The organism is Rhodococcus sp. UNC363MFTsu5.1, from assembly GCF_000686785.1.
Lineage (GTDB): Bacteria > Actinomycetota > Actinomycetes > Mycobacteriales > Mycobacteriaceae > Rhodococcus_G > Rhodococcus_G maanshanensis.
Window position 1 is genome coordinate 139,425 of sequence record NZ_JMLO01000003.1, and the last position, 13,750, is coordinate 153,174.

Consider the following 13,750-nt stretch of genomic DNA (forward strand, 5'->3'; position numbering starts at 1 on the left):
GCGCCGGGTGTTCACCCGACTGCGGCGCTGAACACCTGCGCGGTCGCGGTCCTGGCGACGGCCACGAGCTCCGGATCCGAGGCCGCGACCCACGCCGCGCTGCCCTGCTCGAGCTCAAGGGTCGTTCCGCCGCTCCGAAGGGTGACCGATCCGGAGGTGCACAACAGTATCCGCGGACCGGCGAGTGCGAACTCCACCGAGGCGGGGTGCCGATCGCCGGACCGGTCCAGGTCCACCCGGGTCAGCGCGAACTCGGGGGCGGGCGTCTCGTAGACGACAGTAGCGGTACCGGGGAGCGCGGACGGCGTCAGCACCGGACCGGTGAGCGGCTCGAAGTCGAGCACCCGCAACAGCTCCGGCACGTCGACGTGTTTGGGGGTGAGCCCGCCACGCAACACGTTGTCCGAGTTCGCCATCACCTCGACGGCGAGCCCGTGCAGGTACGCATGCAGGTTTCCGGCCGCGACGTAGAGACCCTCACCCGGCTGCAGGGTGATCCGGTTCAACAACAGCGAGGCCAGCACGCCCGCGTCGCCCGGGTAGGACTCACCGAGGCCGAGCACGGTCCGCAGTTCCGCGGTGTACGGCCGCGTGCCGGGCCCACCCGACAGGTAACGCACACAACCCTCGAGAATCTGCGGGAGCAGCGCTTCGAGCGCGGGCGGCGGCAGCGTGATCCAGGTGGTGAACAGCGCCCGCAGTCCCGACGAATCGGGCTGTCCCGCAAGGAGAGCGATGTAGTGGTCGAGCGCAGGCACCTCGAGGGCCCTGAGCAACTCGACGGTCCGATGCGGATCCCGGAACCCGGCGAGCACCTCGAACCGGGTCAGGGCCACCACCAGTTCCGGCTTGTGACTGTCGTCGCGATAGTTGCGCACCGGCGAGTCGAGCGGGATCCCCGCGGACTCCTCGCGCTGGAAGCCCTCCTTGGCCTGAACGGCACTCGGGTGGGCCTGCAGCGACAGCGGTTCCTCGGCCGCGAGCAGCTTGAGCAGGAACGGCAACCGGTCGCCGAACTCGGCCCGCGCCCGGTCACCGAGCTGGCCGGCCGGGTCGGCGTCGACCGCCTCGAGCAGCGAGACCGGGTCCGCACCGCCGAGCAGACGTGCCGGGTCGGCCGGATGGGCGCCCAGCCAGACCTCGGCCTCCGGATGGTTCGACGGCACGGGCCTGCCGCACAGTTCGGCGATCGCGGTGCGCGAGCCCCAGGCGTAGGTGCGCAGCGCGCCTTCAAGCAACTGCACTAGCTACCGCCGATCAACTGCAGATAGGCCGCGGCCATCTCGAGGCGTACGGCCACCACCGCCAGCTGCTCGATCTCGGTGCGCTCCCCAGCCATCTCCCGGCCCCCCTTGTCGATGTCTTCGTCGTCCTCCACGGCGAGTACCAGCTCGGCATCCGGCAGGACCGCGATCCGGCGTGATGCCGTGACCTTGGCGGCCGCGCTCGACAGCACGAAGACCCGCACCGGATTGCTCGGTGGCGGACCGTCGAGTTCCTCGTCATGGAAGATCGGATCGTATCCAGCGGCCTGCGCGGCGGATCCGCCGGACGCGAATCGTGTGGCCGAGGCCACCACATCACCGAGGTCGGCCGCCGCGACCACCGCGCCCGCGGTACGCATGAGCACCTCGGCTCCGTGCCGCGCGAGCGCACTGGTGGACGGGCCGTCGCCCGCGAGCACCACCCGGCGTCCACGCATGCGCACCGCCAGCGACTTCGCGGGATTGTGGAACACCTCGTTGGCCGGGTGACCGCGCAGCGCCTCCGCGTCCACCGCGTCGGCGAGCTCGTGCAGGTCGGGAAGCAGGTTGTCGGTGCGCGACGGTCCGAGAACGGTCAGCACCGCGAGACCGGCGGACAGGTATCGCAGGAACCCGTGCTGGTCGGCGACGCGAAGGCGCGGCGGCAGCTGCATCGCCCGACCGGCCCCCGCGGCTCGGAGCGGCCCCTCGTCCGGCGCGGCGATCACCACCTCGGCGCCACGGCGCAGCGCCGAGTCGACCGCGGCCAGCAACCGTGGATCCCCCGCGTCCTCGCCCGCCACGACGACGACATCGAGCGAGCCGACCCACGGCGGGACCGCGGGCAGATGCAGGATCGGCACGCCGATCCGCGCGCCGAGCGCACTGGTGAGCACCGACGCGGCCCGGCCTGCGCGGCCACCGCCGGTCACCAGGACGATGCTGCGCGGGCGAAGGTCCCTGATCCGATCGAGGGCACCCTCGCCGACCGTCTCCGCGGTGGCCCGCACCTGCGCCCCACCGAGCGCGGCGGACCGCAGCGATCCCTCGGAATCGGCTGCGGTGATGCTTGCGGAATCATCGAGGTCGAGAAGGTGTGACGGAGCCGTCATGGCGTCCTTCCTCTCTCGCTCTGCCCGGGGCAAGAATTCTACGGCTGTTCCCGTGTCCGCTAGGCGCGCACGACACCAAGTATCTCAGCCACCAGCGCATCGACCTCTTCCACCGTCCGCGCCTCCACGTTCAGCCGCAACAGGGGCTCGGTGTTCGAGGCGCGCAGGTTGAACCACGCGCCATGACCGAGGTTGACCGTGACGCCGTCGAGACGGTCGACGGACTTCGTGCGGCCCGAGAAGGCGGCGAGGACGGCGGCGGTCCGTTCGGCGGCGTCCGCGACCGTCGAGTTGATCTCGCCGGAGGCCTCGTAGCGCTCGTAGCTCTTCATCAGGTCGGACAGCGGGCGATCCTGCTCACCCAGCGCCGCGAGCACGTGCAGCGCGGCGAGCATGCCGGAGTCGGCGCCCCAGAAGTCGCGGAAGTAGTAGTGCGCCGAGTGCTCGCCGCCGAAGATCGCCCCGGTCTCCGCCATCTGCTGCTTGATGAACGAGTGCCCGACCCTGGTTCGGACGGGGGTGCCGCCGAGCTCGGTCACCAGCTCGGGCACCGCCCTGGAGGTGATCAGGTTGTGGATGATCGTGGCGCCGGGCTCCTTGGTGAGTTCCCGCTCCGCGACCAGCGCGGTCACGGCGGACGGCGACACCGGGTTGCCGAGCTCGTCGACGACGAAGCAGCGGTCCGCGTCACCGTCGAACGCGAGGCCGATGTCCGCGCCGGTCTGCCGGACCCGATCCTGCAGGTCCACCAGGTTCTTCGGGTCGAGCGGGTTGGCCTCGTGGTTCGGGAAGTTCCCGTCGAGCTCGAAGTACATCGGATCCACCGACAGCGGCAGCGGTTCGAACACCGCGGGGACGGTGTGCCCGCCCATGCCGTTGCCCGCGTCCACCGCGACCGACATCGGCTTCATGGACGACAGGTCAACGAGTCCGCGGACGAAGTCGGCGTACTCCGTCAGCACGTCCTGCTCGCTGACCGACCCGGCCTCGCCGTCGAAGCCGGGCACGCCCGCGATGACCTCTGCCGAGATCGTCGCCAGCCCGGTGTCCTGACCGACCGGCTTGGCACCGGCGCGGCACAGCTTGATCCCGTTGTACTTCGCCGGGTTGTGGCTCGCCGTGAACATGGCACCCGGGCAATCGAGCAGTCCGGACGCGAAATACAGCTGATCGGTGGAGGCGAGGCCGATCAGGACGACGTCGAGCCCCTGGGCCGTCACACCTTCCGCGAAGGCGTTCGCGAGCTCCGGCGACGACTCCCGCATGTCGTAACCGATGACCACGCGGCCGGCGTCATCGCGGACCAGGCGCGCAAACGCCCCGCCGACATCACGCACGAAGTCGACATCGATCTGTTCGCCCACCACCCCGCGGACGTCGTATGCCTTGATGACGGCATGGACGGATTCGGCGGGACGTGACACTGCGATAACTCCTGCGTTCGGGGACGGTCTTGATCGGTGCACCGCCAGCCTAGTGCCGGGTGCCGCGCGGGTCAGTTCGTGGGATCTGGCAGAACCCGCAGATGCCCGCGACGACCGGTGCGCGGGGCCTGGACGGGCGCGTGCACCGTGTCCACCGAACCCGACGACGCGGAATCGACGGATCCGCGCTCGGGCATGCCGGCCTCGCGGACGGCCTCGGCGAGTGCCGTGAGGTCGTCCTCGTCCGGGGTGCTGGTGGAGAAACCGCCCTCGTAGCGGACCAGCTCCCAGCCCTTCGGCGCGGTGATCCGGGAGGCGTGCGTCTCGCACAGGTCCCAGGAATGCGGTTCGTCGACGGTGGCGAGCGGACCGACCACTGCCGTCGAGTCCGAATAGACATACGTCAGCGTCGCAACGGCGGGGTTCTTACACCCAGGCCGGCAGCATCGACGCAGTGCTCTCACGCAGATGAGGGTAGCTGGCGGACCCGCAGGCTCCTACTCGGACACACCGGAAGCCGATGGGTGTCGGTAGGATTGACCTTCATGCGCAGAGCCCGACACGGACGACCGTTGACCTCCCGATCGGCCGCTCGACGGGGACGCGGGATCCGCGGACCAGTGCTCCCGGTGAGCGTGCCCGCATGGCGCAGCAGGGCGGAGAAGTTCGACATGCTGGTCCTGGAGGCGTTCGCCCCGATCGACGCCCGCTGGCACGAGCGGATCACCAAGCTCGACATCGCCGTCGACGAGGTGCCGAAGATCCGCGCGCTCGACCCCGATTCGGTCACCTGGCCGCCGGAGGTGGTGGCGGAGGGACCGGTGCCGCTCTCGCGACTGGTACCGGCCGGCGTGGACCGGCACGGCGCCGCGACAAGAGCGCGACTGGTCCTGTTCCGCCGACCCCTCGAATTGCGCGCCAAGCGTCAGGAAGACCTCGTCGATCTGCTGAACGAGGTGTTGGTCCGGCAGGTCGCCACCTACCTCGGGGTCGACCCCGAAGTCATCGACCCGGAGCTAGGTGGCGAGCCGGAGGACTGAAAGTACTTGAGCCCTAAACGATTCGGCTCTAGATGATTCCCCGCTTGAGCCGACGACGCTCGCGCTCCGAGAGCCCGCCCCAGATGCCGAATCGCTCGTCATTGGAGAGCGCGTACTCGAGGCACTCGTCGCGAACCTCGCAACCGAGGCAGATTCGCTTGGCCTCGCGGGTCGAGCCGCCCTTCTCGGGGAAGAACGCCTCGGGATCGGTCTGCGCACACAGGGCGCGCTCCTGCCACTGATCTTCGATGTTCTCGAACATCTCATCAAATCCGGTGACCAGGCTCAGCTGAGGCCGTACCGGCTCCCTCTCCCCCAAAAGTTCGCCAACACCCTCCACTGCGTTCGCTGTGAAATCGGTCTGCGGTTCGTAATCAAGCGCGCTCAGAAGTCGTGATCCCTCGTACTGGTTGGGCATCGTTCCGCCTCCTCACCTTGGATTGCGCAGAAAATTCCGGTCACTTTCGTTCCCCGACAATGTCATCCACTCCGAACGAACGTTCGAATCAAGGTTCGCCACAACTGATCTCGGGTGGCGAAGGTGGAATGACATACCTGTGATTAGACACGGCACCGAGCGCTGGGGTCAAGCTGTTGGGCAATTCCCCTTACCACCACACGCGGCGGAATCGCCTCGACGGCGCATTCGTGCGCGTCACGAGCGTGTCGCACCGGCTGTCCCCGATCTGCCGGTGCAAGTCCGCCGCACCGGCGCGAGGCGCCTAGGCTCTTGAGCTGTGAGAGTCACAGTATTGGTCGGCGGCGTCGGTGGAGCCCGTTTCCTGCAAGGTGTGCGGAGCCTGCTCGAGAAATCGGATGCCGCGGGCGCACACGAGATCACCGCGGTCGTGAATGTCGGCGACGACGTCTGGATGCACGGTCTGCGCATCTGTCCCGACCTGGACACCTGCATGTACACGCTGGGCGGCGGCATCGACCCCGAGCGGGGTTGGGGTCATGTCGGCGAAACCTGGAACGCGAAAGAGGAACTCGCGGCCTACGGCGCGAAGCCGGACTGGTTCGGCCTCGGCGACCGCGACATCGCCACGCACCTCATCCGGACCCAGATGCTGCGTACCGGGTACCCGCTGTCGGCGGTCACCGAGGCACTGTGCAATCGCTGGCAACCAGGGGTGCGACTGCTCCCGGTGACCGATGACCGCAGCGAAACACATGTGGTCATCACCGATCCGGCCGACGGCGAACAGCGGGCGATCCACTTCCAGGAATGGTGGGTCCGCCACCGCGCCCAGGTCCCGACGCACAGCTTCGTGCACGTCGGCGCCGACAAGGCCACCCCGGCTCCAGGGGTCATCGACGCGATCGAGAATGCGGACGCGGTGCTCCTGGCACCGTCCAACCCGGTGGTGAGCGTCGGCGCCGTCCTCGCGGTGCCCGGGATCAGGGGCGCGCTGCGAACCGGCAAGGCGAAGGTCGTCGGCTTGTCCCCCGTCATCGACGGAAAGCCGTTGCGCGGCATGGCCGACGAATGCCTGGAGGTGATCGGGGTGGAGACCACCGCCGAGGCGATCGGCCGCTACTACGGCGCCCGCTCGGACACCGGGATCCTCGACGGCTGGCTGGTCCACGAGACCGACACCGCGCAGGTCCCCGGGGTGCAGGTCGAGGCGGTCCCGCTGCTGATGACCGATCCGGAGACGACAGCCGAGATGGCGCGCGCCGCGCTGCGCCTGGCCGGGGTCACGGTGTGATCGGCGATCACGGAGCCGGCGGTTCCATCGAGATCCTTCCCGTGCCAGGACTTCCCGAGTTCCGACCGGGCGATGACCTGGCCGCCGCGATCGCGGCGCAGGCGCCGTGGCTGGTCGACGGCGACGTACTGGTCGTGACGAGCAAGGTCGTATCCAAGGTCGAGGGCCGGATCGTGGCCTCTCCAACCGATCCCGACGAACGCGATGCCGTTCGCCGGCGCCTGGTGGACCAGGAAGCGGTCCGGGTCGTCGCCCGCAAGGGCCGCACCCTGATCACCGAGAACAGACTGGGCATCATCCAGGCGGCGTCGGGCATCGACGGTTCGAACGTGGACCCGGCCGAACTGGCTCTGCTGCCGGAGGATCCAGACGCGAGCGCCCGGCAATTGCGTGAACGGTTGGCCGAACTGCTCGGCGTCAGTGTCGCAGTGGTCATCACCGACACCATGGGACGAGCGTGGCGGGTCGGGCAGACGGACGCCGCGATCGGCGCGTCCGGTCTGCCCGTGCTGCACGGCTACGCCGGATCCGTCGACGCCCAGGGCAACGAGCTCTACGTGACGGAGGTCGCGGTCGCGGACGAGCTCGCCGCGGCAGGCGATCTGGTGAAGGGCAAGGTCGGGAGCGTGCCGATCGCCGTGGTCCGCGGGTTCGAGTTCGAGGACGACGGTTCGGTGGCACGGAATCTGGTGCGGCCGGGCGAGGAAGACCTGTTCTGGCTCGGCTCCGGCGAGGCACTGGAGCGGGGCCGGAACGAGGCCCTGCTGCTGCGTCGCTCGGTGCGCGAGTTCTCCTCCGAATCGATTGATCCGCAGGCCCTTCGGGAGGCGATCGCGGAGGCCCTGACGGCGCCGGCGCCGCACCACACCCGACCCGTGCGTTTCGTGTGGATCCGCACGGCCGCGACCCGCAGGCGACTGCTGAACGCGATGCGGGAGCAGTGGCGCTCGGATCTCACCGCGGACGGGCTGAGCCTGGAGAAGATCAATGCACGGCTCGACCGGGGCAACATCCTGTTCGATGCGCCGGAGCTGGTGATCCCGTTCTGCGTGCCCGAGGGCGCGCACAGCTATCCCGACGAGGCCAGGACGGGGGCCGAACAGACAATGTTCACCGTCGCCGCAGGCGCGGCCGTGCAGGGGCTGCTGGTGTCGTTGGCCACCAAGGGAATCGGCAGCTGCTGGATCGGGTCGACCATCTTCGCGGCGGACCTCGTGCGTGCCGAACTCGGCCTGCGGGCGGACTGGCAGGCCCTCGGCGCCATCGCCGTCGGTCATCCGCTCGAGCCCCTCGTGCCGCGCGTGCCGAACGATCCCGGCGACCTGCTGGTGGAAATGTGAGCGCACAGTCCCTGCATCGTTCGGCGCGCGAGGCGTTGCTGGGCTGGCGGACCCCGAACGCGGCCGACGAGTCGCTGCGGCACACCATGCTGGCGTTCCTCGACTCAGCGCCGCTCGGCTGCCTGCGCGAGCACGCCCCCGGCCATATCACCGCGTCGTCCCTGGTCCTGAGCGAGGACGGACGGCAGGTGCTGCTGACCCTGCATCCAAGGGTCGGGCGCTGGATCCAGCTCGGCGGCCACTGCGAGGCGGCCGACGAGACGGTCGTCGACGCGGCGCTGCGCGAGGCAACAGAGGAGTCCGGCATCGAGGGCCTGCGGATCGACCCGGTCCTGCTGTCCGCGCACACGCACCCCATCACGTGCTCGCTGGGCGTGCCGACACGGCATCTCGATCTGCGGTTCCTCGTCTGGGCGGAGAACGATGCACCGATCGTCGTCAGCGACGAGTCGACCGATCTGCGCTGGTGGCCAGTTGACGCGCTGCCGGAGTCGGCGGAGCGCGACACGATCGATCATCTGGTGGAGCTGGCCGCGCTGCGCTGAGCGGGCCCCCGACCGCAGCCACATCGCCGAAGGTGGGCTAGGCCTCCGCGGATATCGGCTCCAGCACAGGCCTTCTCGCCGGCACGGTGTCGCCGGACGACTTTCCGGTCAGCCGCCGCCCGATCCACGGACCGACGAAATCCTTGGTCCAGATGTAGTTCACCCGACGCCGCTCGGCCTTGCTCAGTTCCGGCGCCGGACCCAGGTCGGGGGCCTCAAGCGCATGACCGACACCCAGCGCGTCGAGGGTCTCGACCGCCATCCGCTGGTGCCCGGCAGTCGACATGTGCAGGCGGTCCCAGTCCCACATCCGTTCGTCGTCGTAGCCGTCGAACCGCCAGAAGTCGACCACCACCGCGCCGTGCCGGTCCGCGACCTCGCGCACCAGTTCGTTGTAGATCGCGGTGCGGCCGCGGACCTTGCCGAACACCGCCGACCACCCGGCGTCGTATGCGGTCCACATCGCGACCGTGGCCCCGCTCGCGGTGAGCTTGCCGATCGCCTCGTCGTAGCGGTCCACCATCGCGTCGATGTCCACCGACGGGCGCAACAGGTCGTTCCCGCCGCCATAGATCGTGACCAGATCCGGGCCGAGAGCCAGCGCCTGATCGACCTGTTCGTCGATGATCTGCCCGAGCAGCTTGCCGCGGACCGCGAGGTTGGCGTAGCGGAAATCCTTGCTCTTCGCCGCTAGCTGCTCGGCGACACGATCCGCCCAGCCGCGCAGGCCGTTCGGCCGATCCGGGTCGTGATCGCCGAGTCCCTCCGTGAACGAATCCCCGAGGGCGACGTAGCGATTGAAGACAGGTTCCGGCGAATTCATCGCATAGATTTTGCCACCATGGGCCAGCTCACACCGGGCTGGGGTCACACGTCGGTGGAGAACCGCACCCCGCCGTCGGGCAGGGCCACACCCGGCCACACCCGTGCGCCACGCAACAGTTCGCAGCGGGCACCGACGTCCGCGCCGTCCCCGATCACCGCATCGCGCACCAGCGCACGCGGACCGATCCGGGCGCCGAATCCGACGATCGAACGCTCCACCGTCGCGCCCGCCTCGATGACCGCGCCGTCGAAGACGACCGCACCGTCGAGCCGCGCACCCGCGCCGATCTCCGCGCCGCGTCCGACGACCGTGCCGCCGATCAGCAGCGCTCCGGGCGCGATGCCCGCGCCCGGGTGCACCAGCGACTCTCCCCGCGGGCCGTCCAGCGCGGGCGAGGGCGCGATGCCGCGCACCAGATCCGCGGACCCACGGACGAAGTCCTCCGGCGTGCCCATGTCGCGCCAGTACGCCGCATCGACATGCCCGAAGACGCGTCGACCCTCGGCCAACAGCCCGGGGAACACCTCGCGCTCCACCGAGACCGGACGCCCGGCGGGGATCTTCTCGATGATCTCGCGTTTGAAGACGTAGCAACCGGCGTTGATCTGGTCGGTCGGCGGATCCTGGGTCTTCTCGAGGAAGTCCGTGACGCGGCCGTCCTCGTCGGTCGGCACGCAACCGAAGGCGCGCGGATCCCCCACCCGGACCAGGTGCATGGTCACGTCCGCCTCGGTGGTGCGGTGCGTGTCCAGCACGGCCCGCAGGTCGGTGCCGCCGAGCACGTCGCCGTTGAAGACGATCACGTTGTCCGCGCGAAGCTTGGGCAGCACGTTCCTGATACCGCCGCCGGTGCCGAGCGGCTCGGTCTCGGTGACGTACTCGATCTCAAGACCCATCGACGACCCGTCGCCGAAGTACTCCTCGAAGACCTCGGCCTTGAACGAGGTACCGAGCACGACGTGCTTGATCCCGGCCGCGCCGATGCGCGCCAGCAGGTGCTGCAGGAAGGGCAGACCCGCCGTCGGCAGCATGGGCTTCGGCGCCGAGAGCGTCAGCGGCCGCAGCCTGGTGCCCTTGCCTCCGACGAGAACCACCGCGTCCACGTTCGGTTCGCTCGCCACTTGGTCATTCACCATCGTCTGCAGTCCCCTCGTTCTTCGCCCTGTTCCGTACCGCCGCCGCGACGGCCACCTTCGACCGCACCGCGAGACCGCCGCGCAGCGCCCACCGGAGCGGCGCCTGCCACCAATGCGGATGCCGATCGGCCTGGAAGCGGTAGGCGCTCTGGTGATGTGCAGGCAGCATCAGCTCGGGATGCCGCCCTGCCGCATGTCCCTTGGCGTGGGTCACCTCCGCCGAGGGCACGAACACGTTGTGCCAGCCCGCGCGGCCGAGCCGATCGCCGAAGTCGACGTCCTCCATGTACATGAAGTACCGGGAGTCGAACCCGTTGATCGAGTCGAATGCGGCGCGACGCACCAGCAGGCAGGACCCCGAGAGCCACCCAACGGGGCGCTCGGACACCTGCTCGTTCTCCTGGCGGTACCGCTGGGTCCACGGATTGGACGGCCAGACGCTGCCGAGGAGAGCGTGGCCTGCGCCCGAGACGAGCCCGGGGACCTGACGCGCCGACGGGTACACGCTGCCGTCCGGTTCCAGCACCATCGGACCGAGGGCGCCCGCGCGCGGCCAACGCTGTGCCGCTTCGAGCAGCAGGTCGAGGGATCCGGCGTCCCAGCGGAGATCGGGATTGGCGATCACCACGAACTCGGCATCGGGGTCCAGCTCGGCGACCGCGCGGTTGATGGCGCCGCCGTAGCCGATGTTCCCACCCGTGCGCAGCAGGCGCACATTCGAATTCTGTTCCAGGGCGGCCTCGGGAGCACCGTCCGTCGACCCGTTGTCGGCCATGATGACCTGGGTCTGCAAGGTCGTGGCGCCCTCGAGGGTGTCCAGGAAACTCTGAAGGTGCTTGCCCGGCGAATAGGTCACCGTCACCACGGCCAGCTGCGAACTCACGCCGGCAACCCTAGTCGTTGGCCGGCGGCAACTGCGCCAGGGCCGCCGTCAGCGCCTCCTGCCACGGCCGCAGCGGGGTCAGGCCTGCGCCGACCCATGACGCCCCCGACAGCACCGAGTACGCAGGCCGCGGCGCGGGCCGCACGAACTGGGCGCTGGTGCACGGGTGCACCCGCTCCCGGTCGGCCCCGACCCCGGCGAACACCGCCCTTGCGAGATCGAACCAGCTCGCCTGGCCGGAGTTCGTCGCGTGCAGCACCCCTCCCGGCACCGCGGGCGAACCGGCCAGCTGCAACAAACCGTCGGCGAGGTCACCCGCATAGGTCGGCGACCCGATCTGGTCGTCGACCACGTCGACCGTGTCGCGTTCGCGCTCCAGGCGCCGCATCGTGGCCACGAAATCCGCGCCGATGCCGGTGTAGACCCACGCGGTCCGTACCACCAGGGCCGTCGGGTCCGCGGCGAGCACCGCACGCTCACCGTCGAGCTTGGTCCGACCGTATGCGGTCCTCGGACCGGTGGCCGCGTCGGTCTCGTACGGTCGGTCCGCGTCGCCAGCGAACACGTAATCCGTCGACACGTGGATCAGGCGGGCGCCGACACGCGCGGTCGCCGACGCCAGATTCCGCGGCCCGAGCACGTTCACCCGCTCGGCAGCCTGCTCGTCGGATTCGGCCGCATCGACCGCGGTGTATGCGGCGCAGTTGATGACGACGGTGCCGGGCTCGACGACCCTGTCGACCGCCTCACCATCGGTGATGTCGAGGTCTCTCGACCCGAATCCGACAACGTCCAGACCTGCCGCGGTACCGCGACGCAGCAACTGCGTGCCGAGCTGGCCACCGGCCCCGGTCACAAAGATCTTTCTCACAGAGGAAAGTCTGGCACGCCGGTCCGCGGACACAGGAACCACGCGTCCCCACCAGTAGCCTGGACCACGGTCGGGGTGAACCACATGCAGAGTTAGGGGGCATCAGGTGCCGGACAACGAGGAAGCTCCGACGACGGGGCGTACCGCCTTCGGTCGGGGCCAGATCGCCGTCGCCGCCGCTTCGGTCCTCGTCCTCCTCATCACCGGATTCGCGTGGCGCAGCGTCGATGCGCTCGCGTCGAACCTCGCAACCGCGCGACTGGAGCTGGGCGACGGCGGCAAGGACGGCGCGGTGGACATCCTCATGGTCGGCACCGACAGTCGCACCGACGCGCACGGCAATCCGCTTTCCGCCGACGAACTGGCCTCGCTCAGAGCGGGCGAGGCGGAGGCCGACAACACCGACACCATCGTGCTCATCCGGGTGCCGACCGACGGCAGCTCGGCGACGGCCGTCTCGATCCCACGTGACTCGTATGTCGAGGTCCCCGGCATCGGCCGTTCGAAGATCAACGCAGCCTTCGGGGCCACCCGGGCCACCGAGCGGCAACGGTTGCTCGACGAGGGCGAGTCCGAGGACGCGGCCGACAAGGCGGCAACCCAGGCGGGCCGCGAGGCCCTGATCAAGTCGGTCGCCAACCTCACCGGCATCACGGTCGACCACTACGGCGAGGTGGGATTGCTGGGATTCGTTTTGCTCACCGATGCCGTCGGCGGCGTCGACGTGTGCCTGAACAACCCGGTCGACGAGTGGATGTCCGGTGCGAAGTTCCCGGCGGGCGAACAGACCCTCAGCGGGTCGAACGCGTTGTCCTTCGTCCGGCAGCGGCACGACCTCCCGCGCGGCGACCTCGACCGCATCGTCCGCCAGCAGGTGTTCATGGCGTCGCTGGTGCACGAGGTCCTCAATGCCAAGACGCTGAGCAATCCCGGCAAGCTCGCGCAGCTCACCTCCGCCGTGCAGCGTTCGGTGGTCCTCGACGACAACTGGGACATCATCGATTTCGCTCGGCAACTGCAGGGCCTCGCGGGCGGGGAGGTCAAGTTCCAGACCATCCCGGTCGTCGACCTCAACGCGATGACCGACTACGGCGAGTCGATCGTGCAGGTGGACCCGAAGGCCGTCCGCACCTTCGTCGCCGGACTGGTGGGCGACAGTGACAGCGACAGCGACGCCACCACCGCCAGCGCGCCGCCGTCGATCGACACCTCGAAGGTCACGGTCGACGTGTCCAATGACAGCGGGATCGGAGGTCTCGCCTCCCGGGTGTCGGAGGCACTGACCGAGCGGGGCTACGTGCAGGGCGAGGTCGGGAACAACACCGGCACCACGGTGAGCACGAGCCGCGTCCTCGCGGCCGACCCCGAGTCCGACGCGGCGAAAGCGGTTGCGGCGGATCTCGGAGGCCTGACGATCGTCGGCGACAGCTCGCTGCCCACGGGCGCCGTGAAGGTCCTGATCGCCGCCGACTACACCGGTCCCGGCTCGGACTCCGCCGCGGGACCCACCTCGGATATCGTCGACATGGGCACCAGCCCCACCCCCGCGCCCCCCGGACCGGCGATCGACGCCGGGAGCAAGGGCCCGCGGTGCGTCAACTAGCGAGAACGGCGGTG

The 13,750-nt window shown here is 69.4% G+C and carries 14 protein-coding genes; 5 read left to right on the plus strand and 9 right to left on the minus strand.

Translation table 11 applies throughout. From position 1 onward, the window contains the following. Positions 1-11: 11 nt before the first annotated feature. The 4 genes from manA to BR31_RS0106115 all read right to left on the minus strand — a co-directional run bounded on the left by manA (position 12) and on the right by BR31_RS0106115 (position 4,244). Complete coding sequence (gene manA, locus BR31_RS0106100; RefSeq protein ID WP_027500194.1) at positions 12-1,244, minus strand: mannose-6-phosphate isomerase, class I; 1,233 nt, start codon at positions 1,242-1,244, stop codon at positions 12-14. Continuing rightward, positions 1,244-2,356, minus strand: coding sequence for a hypothetical protein (locus BR31_RS0106105; RefSeq protein ID WP_027500195.1), 1,113 nt, complete (start codon positions 2,354-2,356; stop codon positions 1,244-1,246). Before BR31_RS0106105 ends, manA begins: the two co-directional genes overlap by 1 nt. A 59-nt stretch (positions 2,357-2,415) precedes the next feature. Then, on the minus strand, positions 2,416-3,780 hold the full coding sequence (locus BR31_RS0106110) for a phosphomannomutase/phosphoglucomutase (RefSeq protein ID WP_027500196.1): 1,365 nt from the start codon (positions 3,778-3,780) through the stop codon (positions 2,416-2,418). A 71-nt stretch (positions 3,781-3,851) separates the two neighbouring features. Then, positions 3,852-4,244: a DUF3499 domain-containing protein gene (locus BR31_RS0106115; protein WP_027500197.1), complete on the minus strand. Its 393-nt coding sequence runs from the start codon at positions 4,242-4,244 to the stop codon at positions 3,852-3,854. 81 nt (positions 4,245-4,325) lie between these two features. Here BR31_RS0106115 and BR31_RS0106120 point away from each other — a divergent pair, with 81 nt between their 5' ends. Then, the gene (locus tag BR31_RS0106120; protein WP_072752316.1) at positions 4,326-4,820 is read left to right on the plus strand and encodes a metallopeptidase family protein; all 495 of its coding nucleotides are present in this window, start codon (positions 4,326-4,328) and stop codon (positions 4,818-4,820) included. A gap of 28 nt (positions 4,821-4,848) precedes the next feature. Here BR31_RS0106120 and BR31_RS27570 read toward each other — a convergent pair whose 3' ends face one another. After that, positions 4,849-5,082 carry a WhiB family transcriptional regulator gene (locus BR31_RS27570; RefSeq protein WP_027500199.1) on the minus strand — a complete coding sequence of 78 codons (234 nt, stop codon included), beginning with the start codon at positions 5,080-5,082 and terminating at the stop codon, positions 4,849-4,851. A gap of 475 nt (positions 5,083-5,557) precedes the next feature. On the opposite strand from BR31_RS27570, the gene cofD reads away from it, so the two are divergent. Genes cofD through BR31_RS0106140 form a run of 3 tightly spaced genes read left to right on the plus strand, consistent with a single transcriptional unit; the run spans position 5,558 to position 8,417 of the window. Continuing rightward, entirely contained in the window at positions 5,558-6,532 is a 975-nt protein-coding gene (gene cofD / locus BR31_RS32100; protein WP_027500200.1) for a 2-phospho-L-lactate transferase, read from the plus strand. Further along, positions 6,529-7,872 carry a coenzyme F420-0:L-glutamate ligase gene (locus BR31_RS0106135; RefSeq protein WP_027500201.1) on the plus strand — a complete coding sequence of 448 codons (1,344 nt, stop codon included), beginning with the start codon at positions 6,529-6,531 and terminating at the stop codon, positions 7,870-7,872. Before cofD ends, BR31_RS0106135 begins: the two co-directional genes overlap by 4 nt. After that, the gene (locus tag BR31_RS0106140; RefSeq protein WP_027500202.1) at positions 7,869-8,417 is read left to right on the plus strand and encodes an NUDIX hydrolase; all 549 of its coding nucleotides are present in this window, start codon (positions 7,869-7,871) and stop codon (positions 8,415-8,417) included. Before BR31_RS0106135 ends, BR31_RS0106140 begins: the two co-directional genes overlap by 4 nt. A 37-nt stretch (positions 8,418-8,454) precedes the next feature. Here BR31_RS0106140 and BR31_RS0106145 read toward each other — a convergent pair whose 3' ends face one another. The 4 genes from BR31_RS0106145 to rfbD are packed head-to-tail and all read right to left on the minus strand — an operon-like array spanning position 8,455 to position 12,133. Then, a complete protein-coding gene (locus BR31_RS0106145; protein WP_027500203.1) occupies positions 8,455-9,240 on the minus strand; it encodes an SGNH/GDSL hydrolase family protein in 786 nt (261 codons plus the stop codon). 44 nt (positions 9,241-9,284) lie between these two features. Then, a complete protein-coding gene (locus BR31_RS0106150; RefSeq protein WP_051637005.1) occupies positions 9,285-10,379 on the minus strand; it encodes a mannose-1-phosphate guanylyltransferase in 1,095 nt (364 codons plus the stop codon). Next, positions 10,369-11,262, minus strand: coding sequence for a glycosyltransferase family 2 protein (locus BR31_RS0106155; protein WP_027500205.1), 894 nt, complete (start codon positions 11,260-11,262; stop codon positions 10,369-10,371). The genes BR31_RS0106150 and BR31_RS0106155 overlap by 11 nt, the downstream gene beginning before the upstream one ends. A gap of 10 nt (positions 11,263-11,272) precedes the next feature. After that, entirely contained in the window at positions 11,273-12,133 is an 861-nt protein-coding gene (gene rfbD / locus BR31_RS0106160; RefSeq protein ID WP_027500206.1) for a dTDP-4-dehydrorhamnose reductase, read from the minus strand. 106 nt (positions 12,134-12,239) lie between these two features. Between rfbD and BR31_RS0106165 the strand changes: the two genes are divergently transcribed. Then, on the plus strand, positions 12,240-13,736 hold the full coding sequence (locus BR31_RS0106165; RefSeq protein WP_081830342.1) for an LCP family protein: 1,497 nt from the start codon (positions 12,240-12,242) through the stop codon (positions 13,734-13,736). The last annotated feature ends 14 nt before the right edge of the window (positions 13,737-13,750 follow it).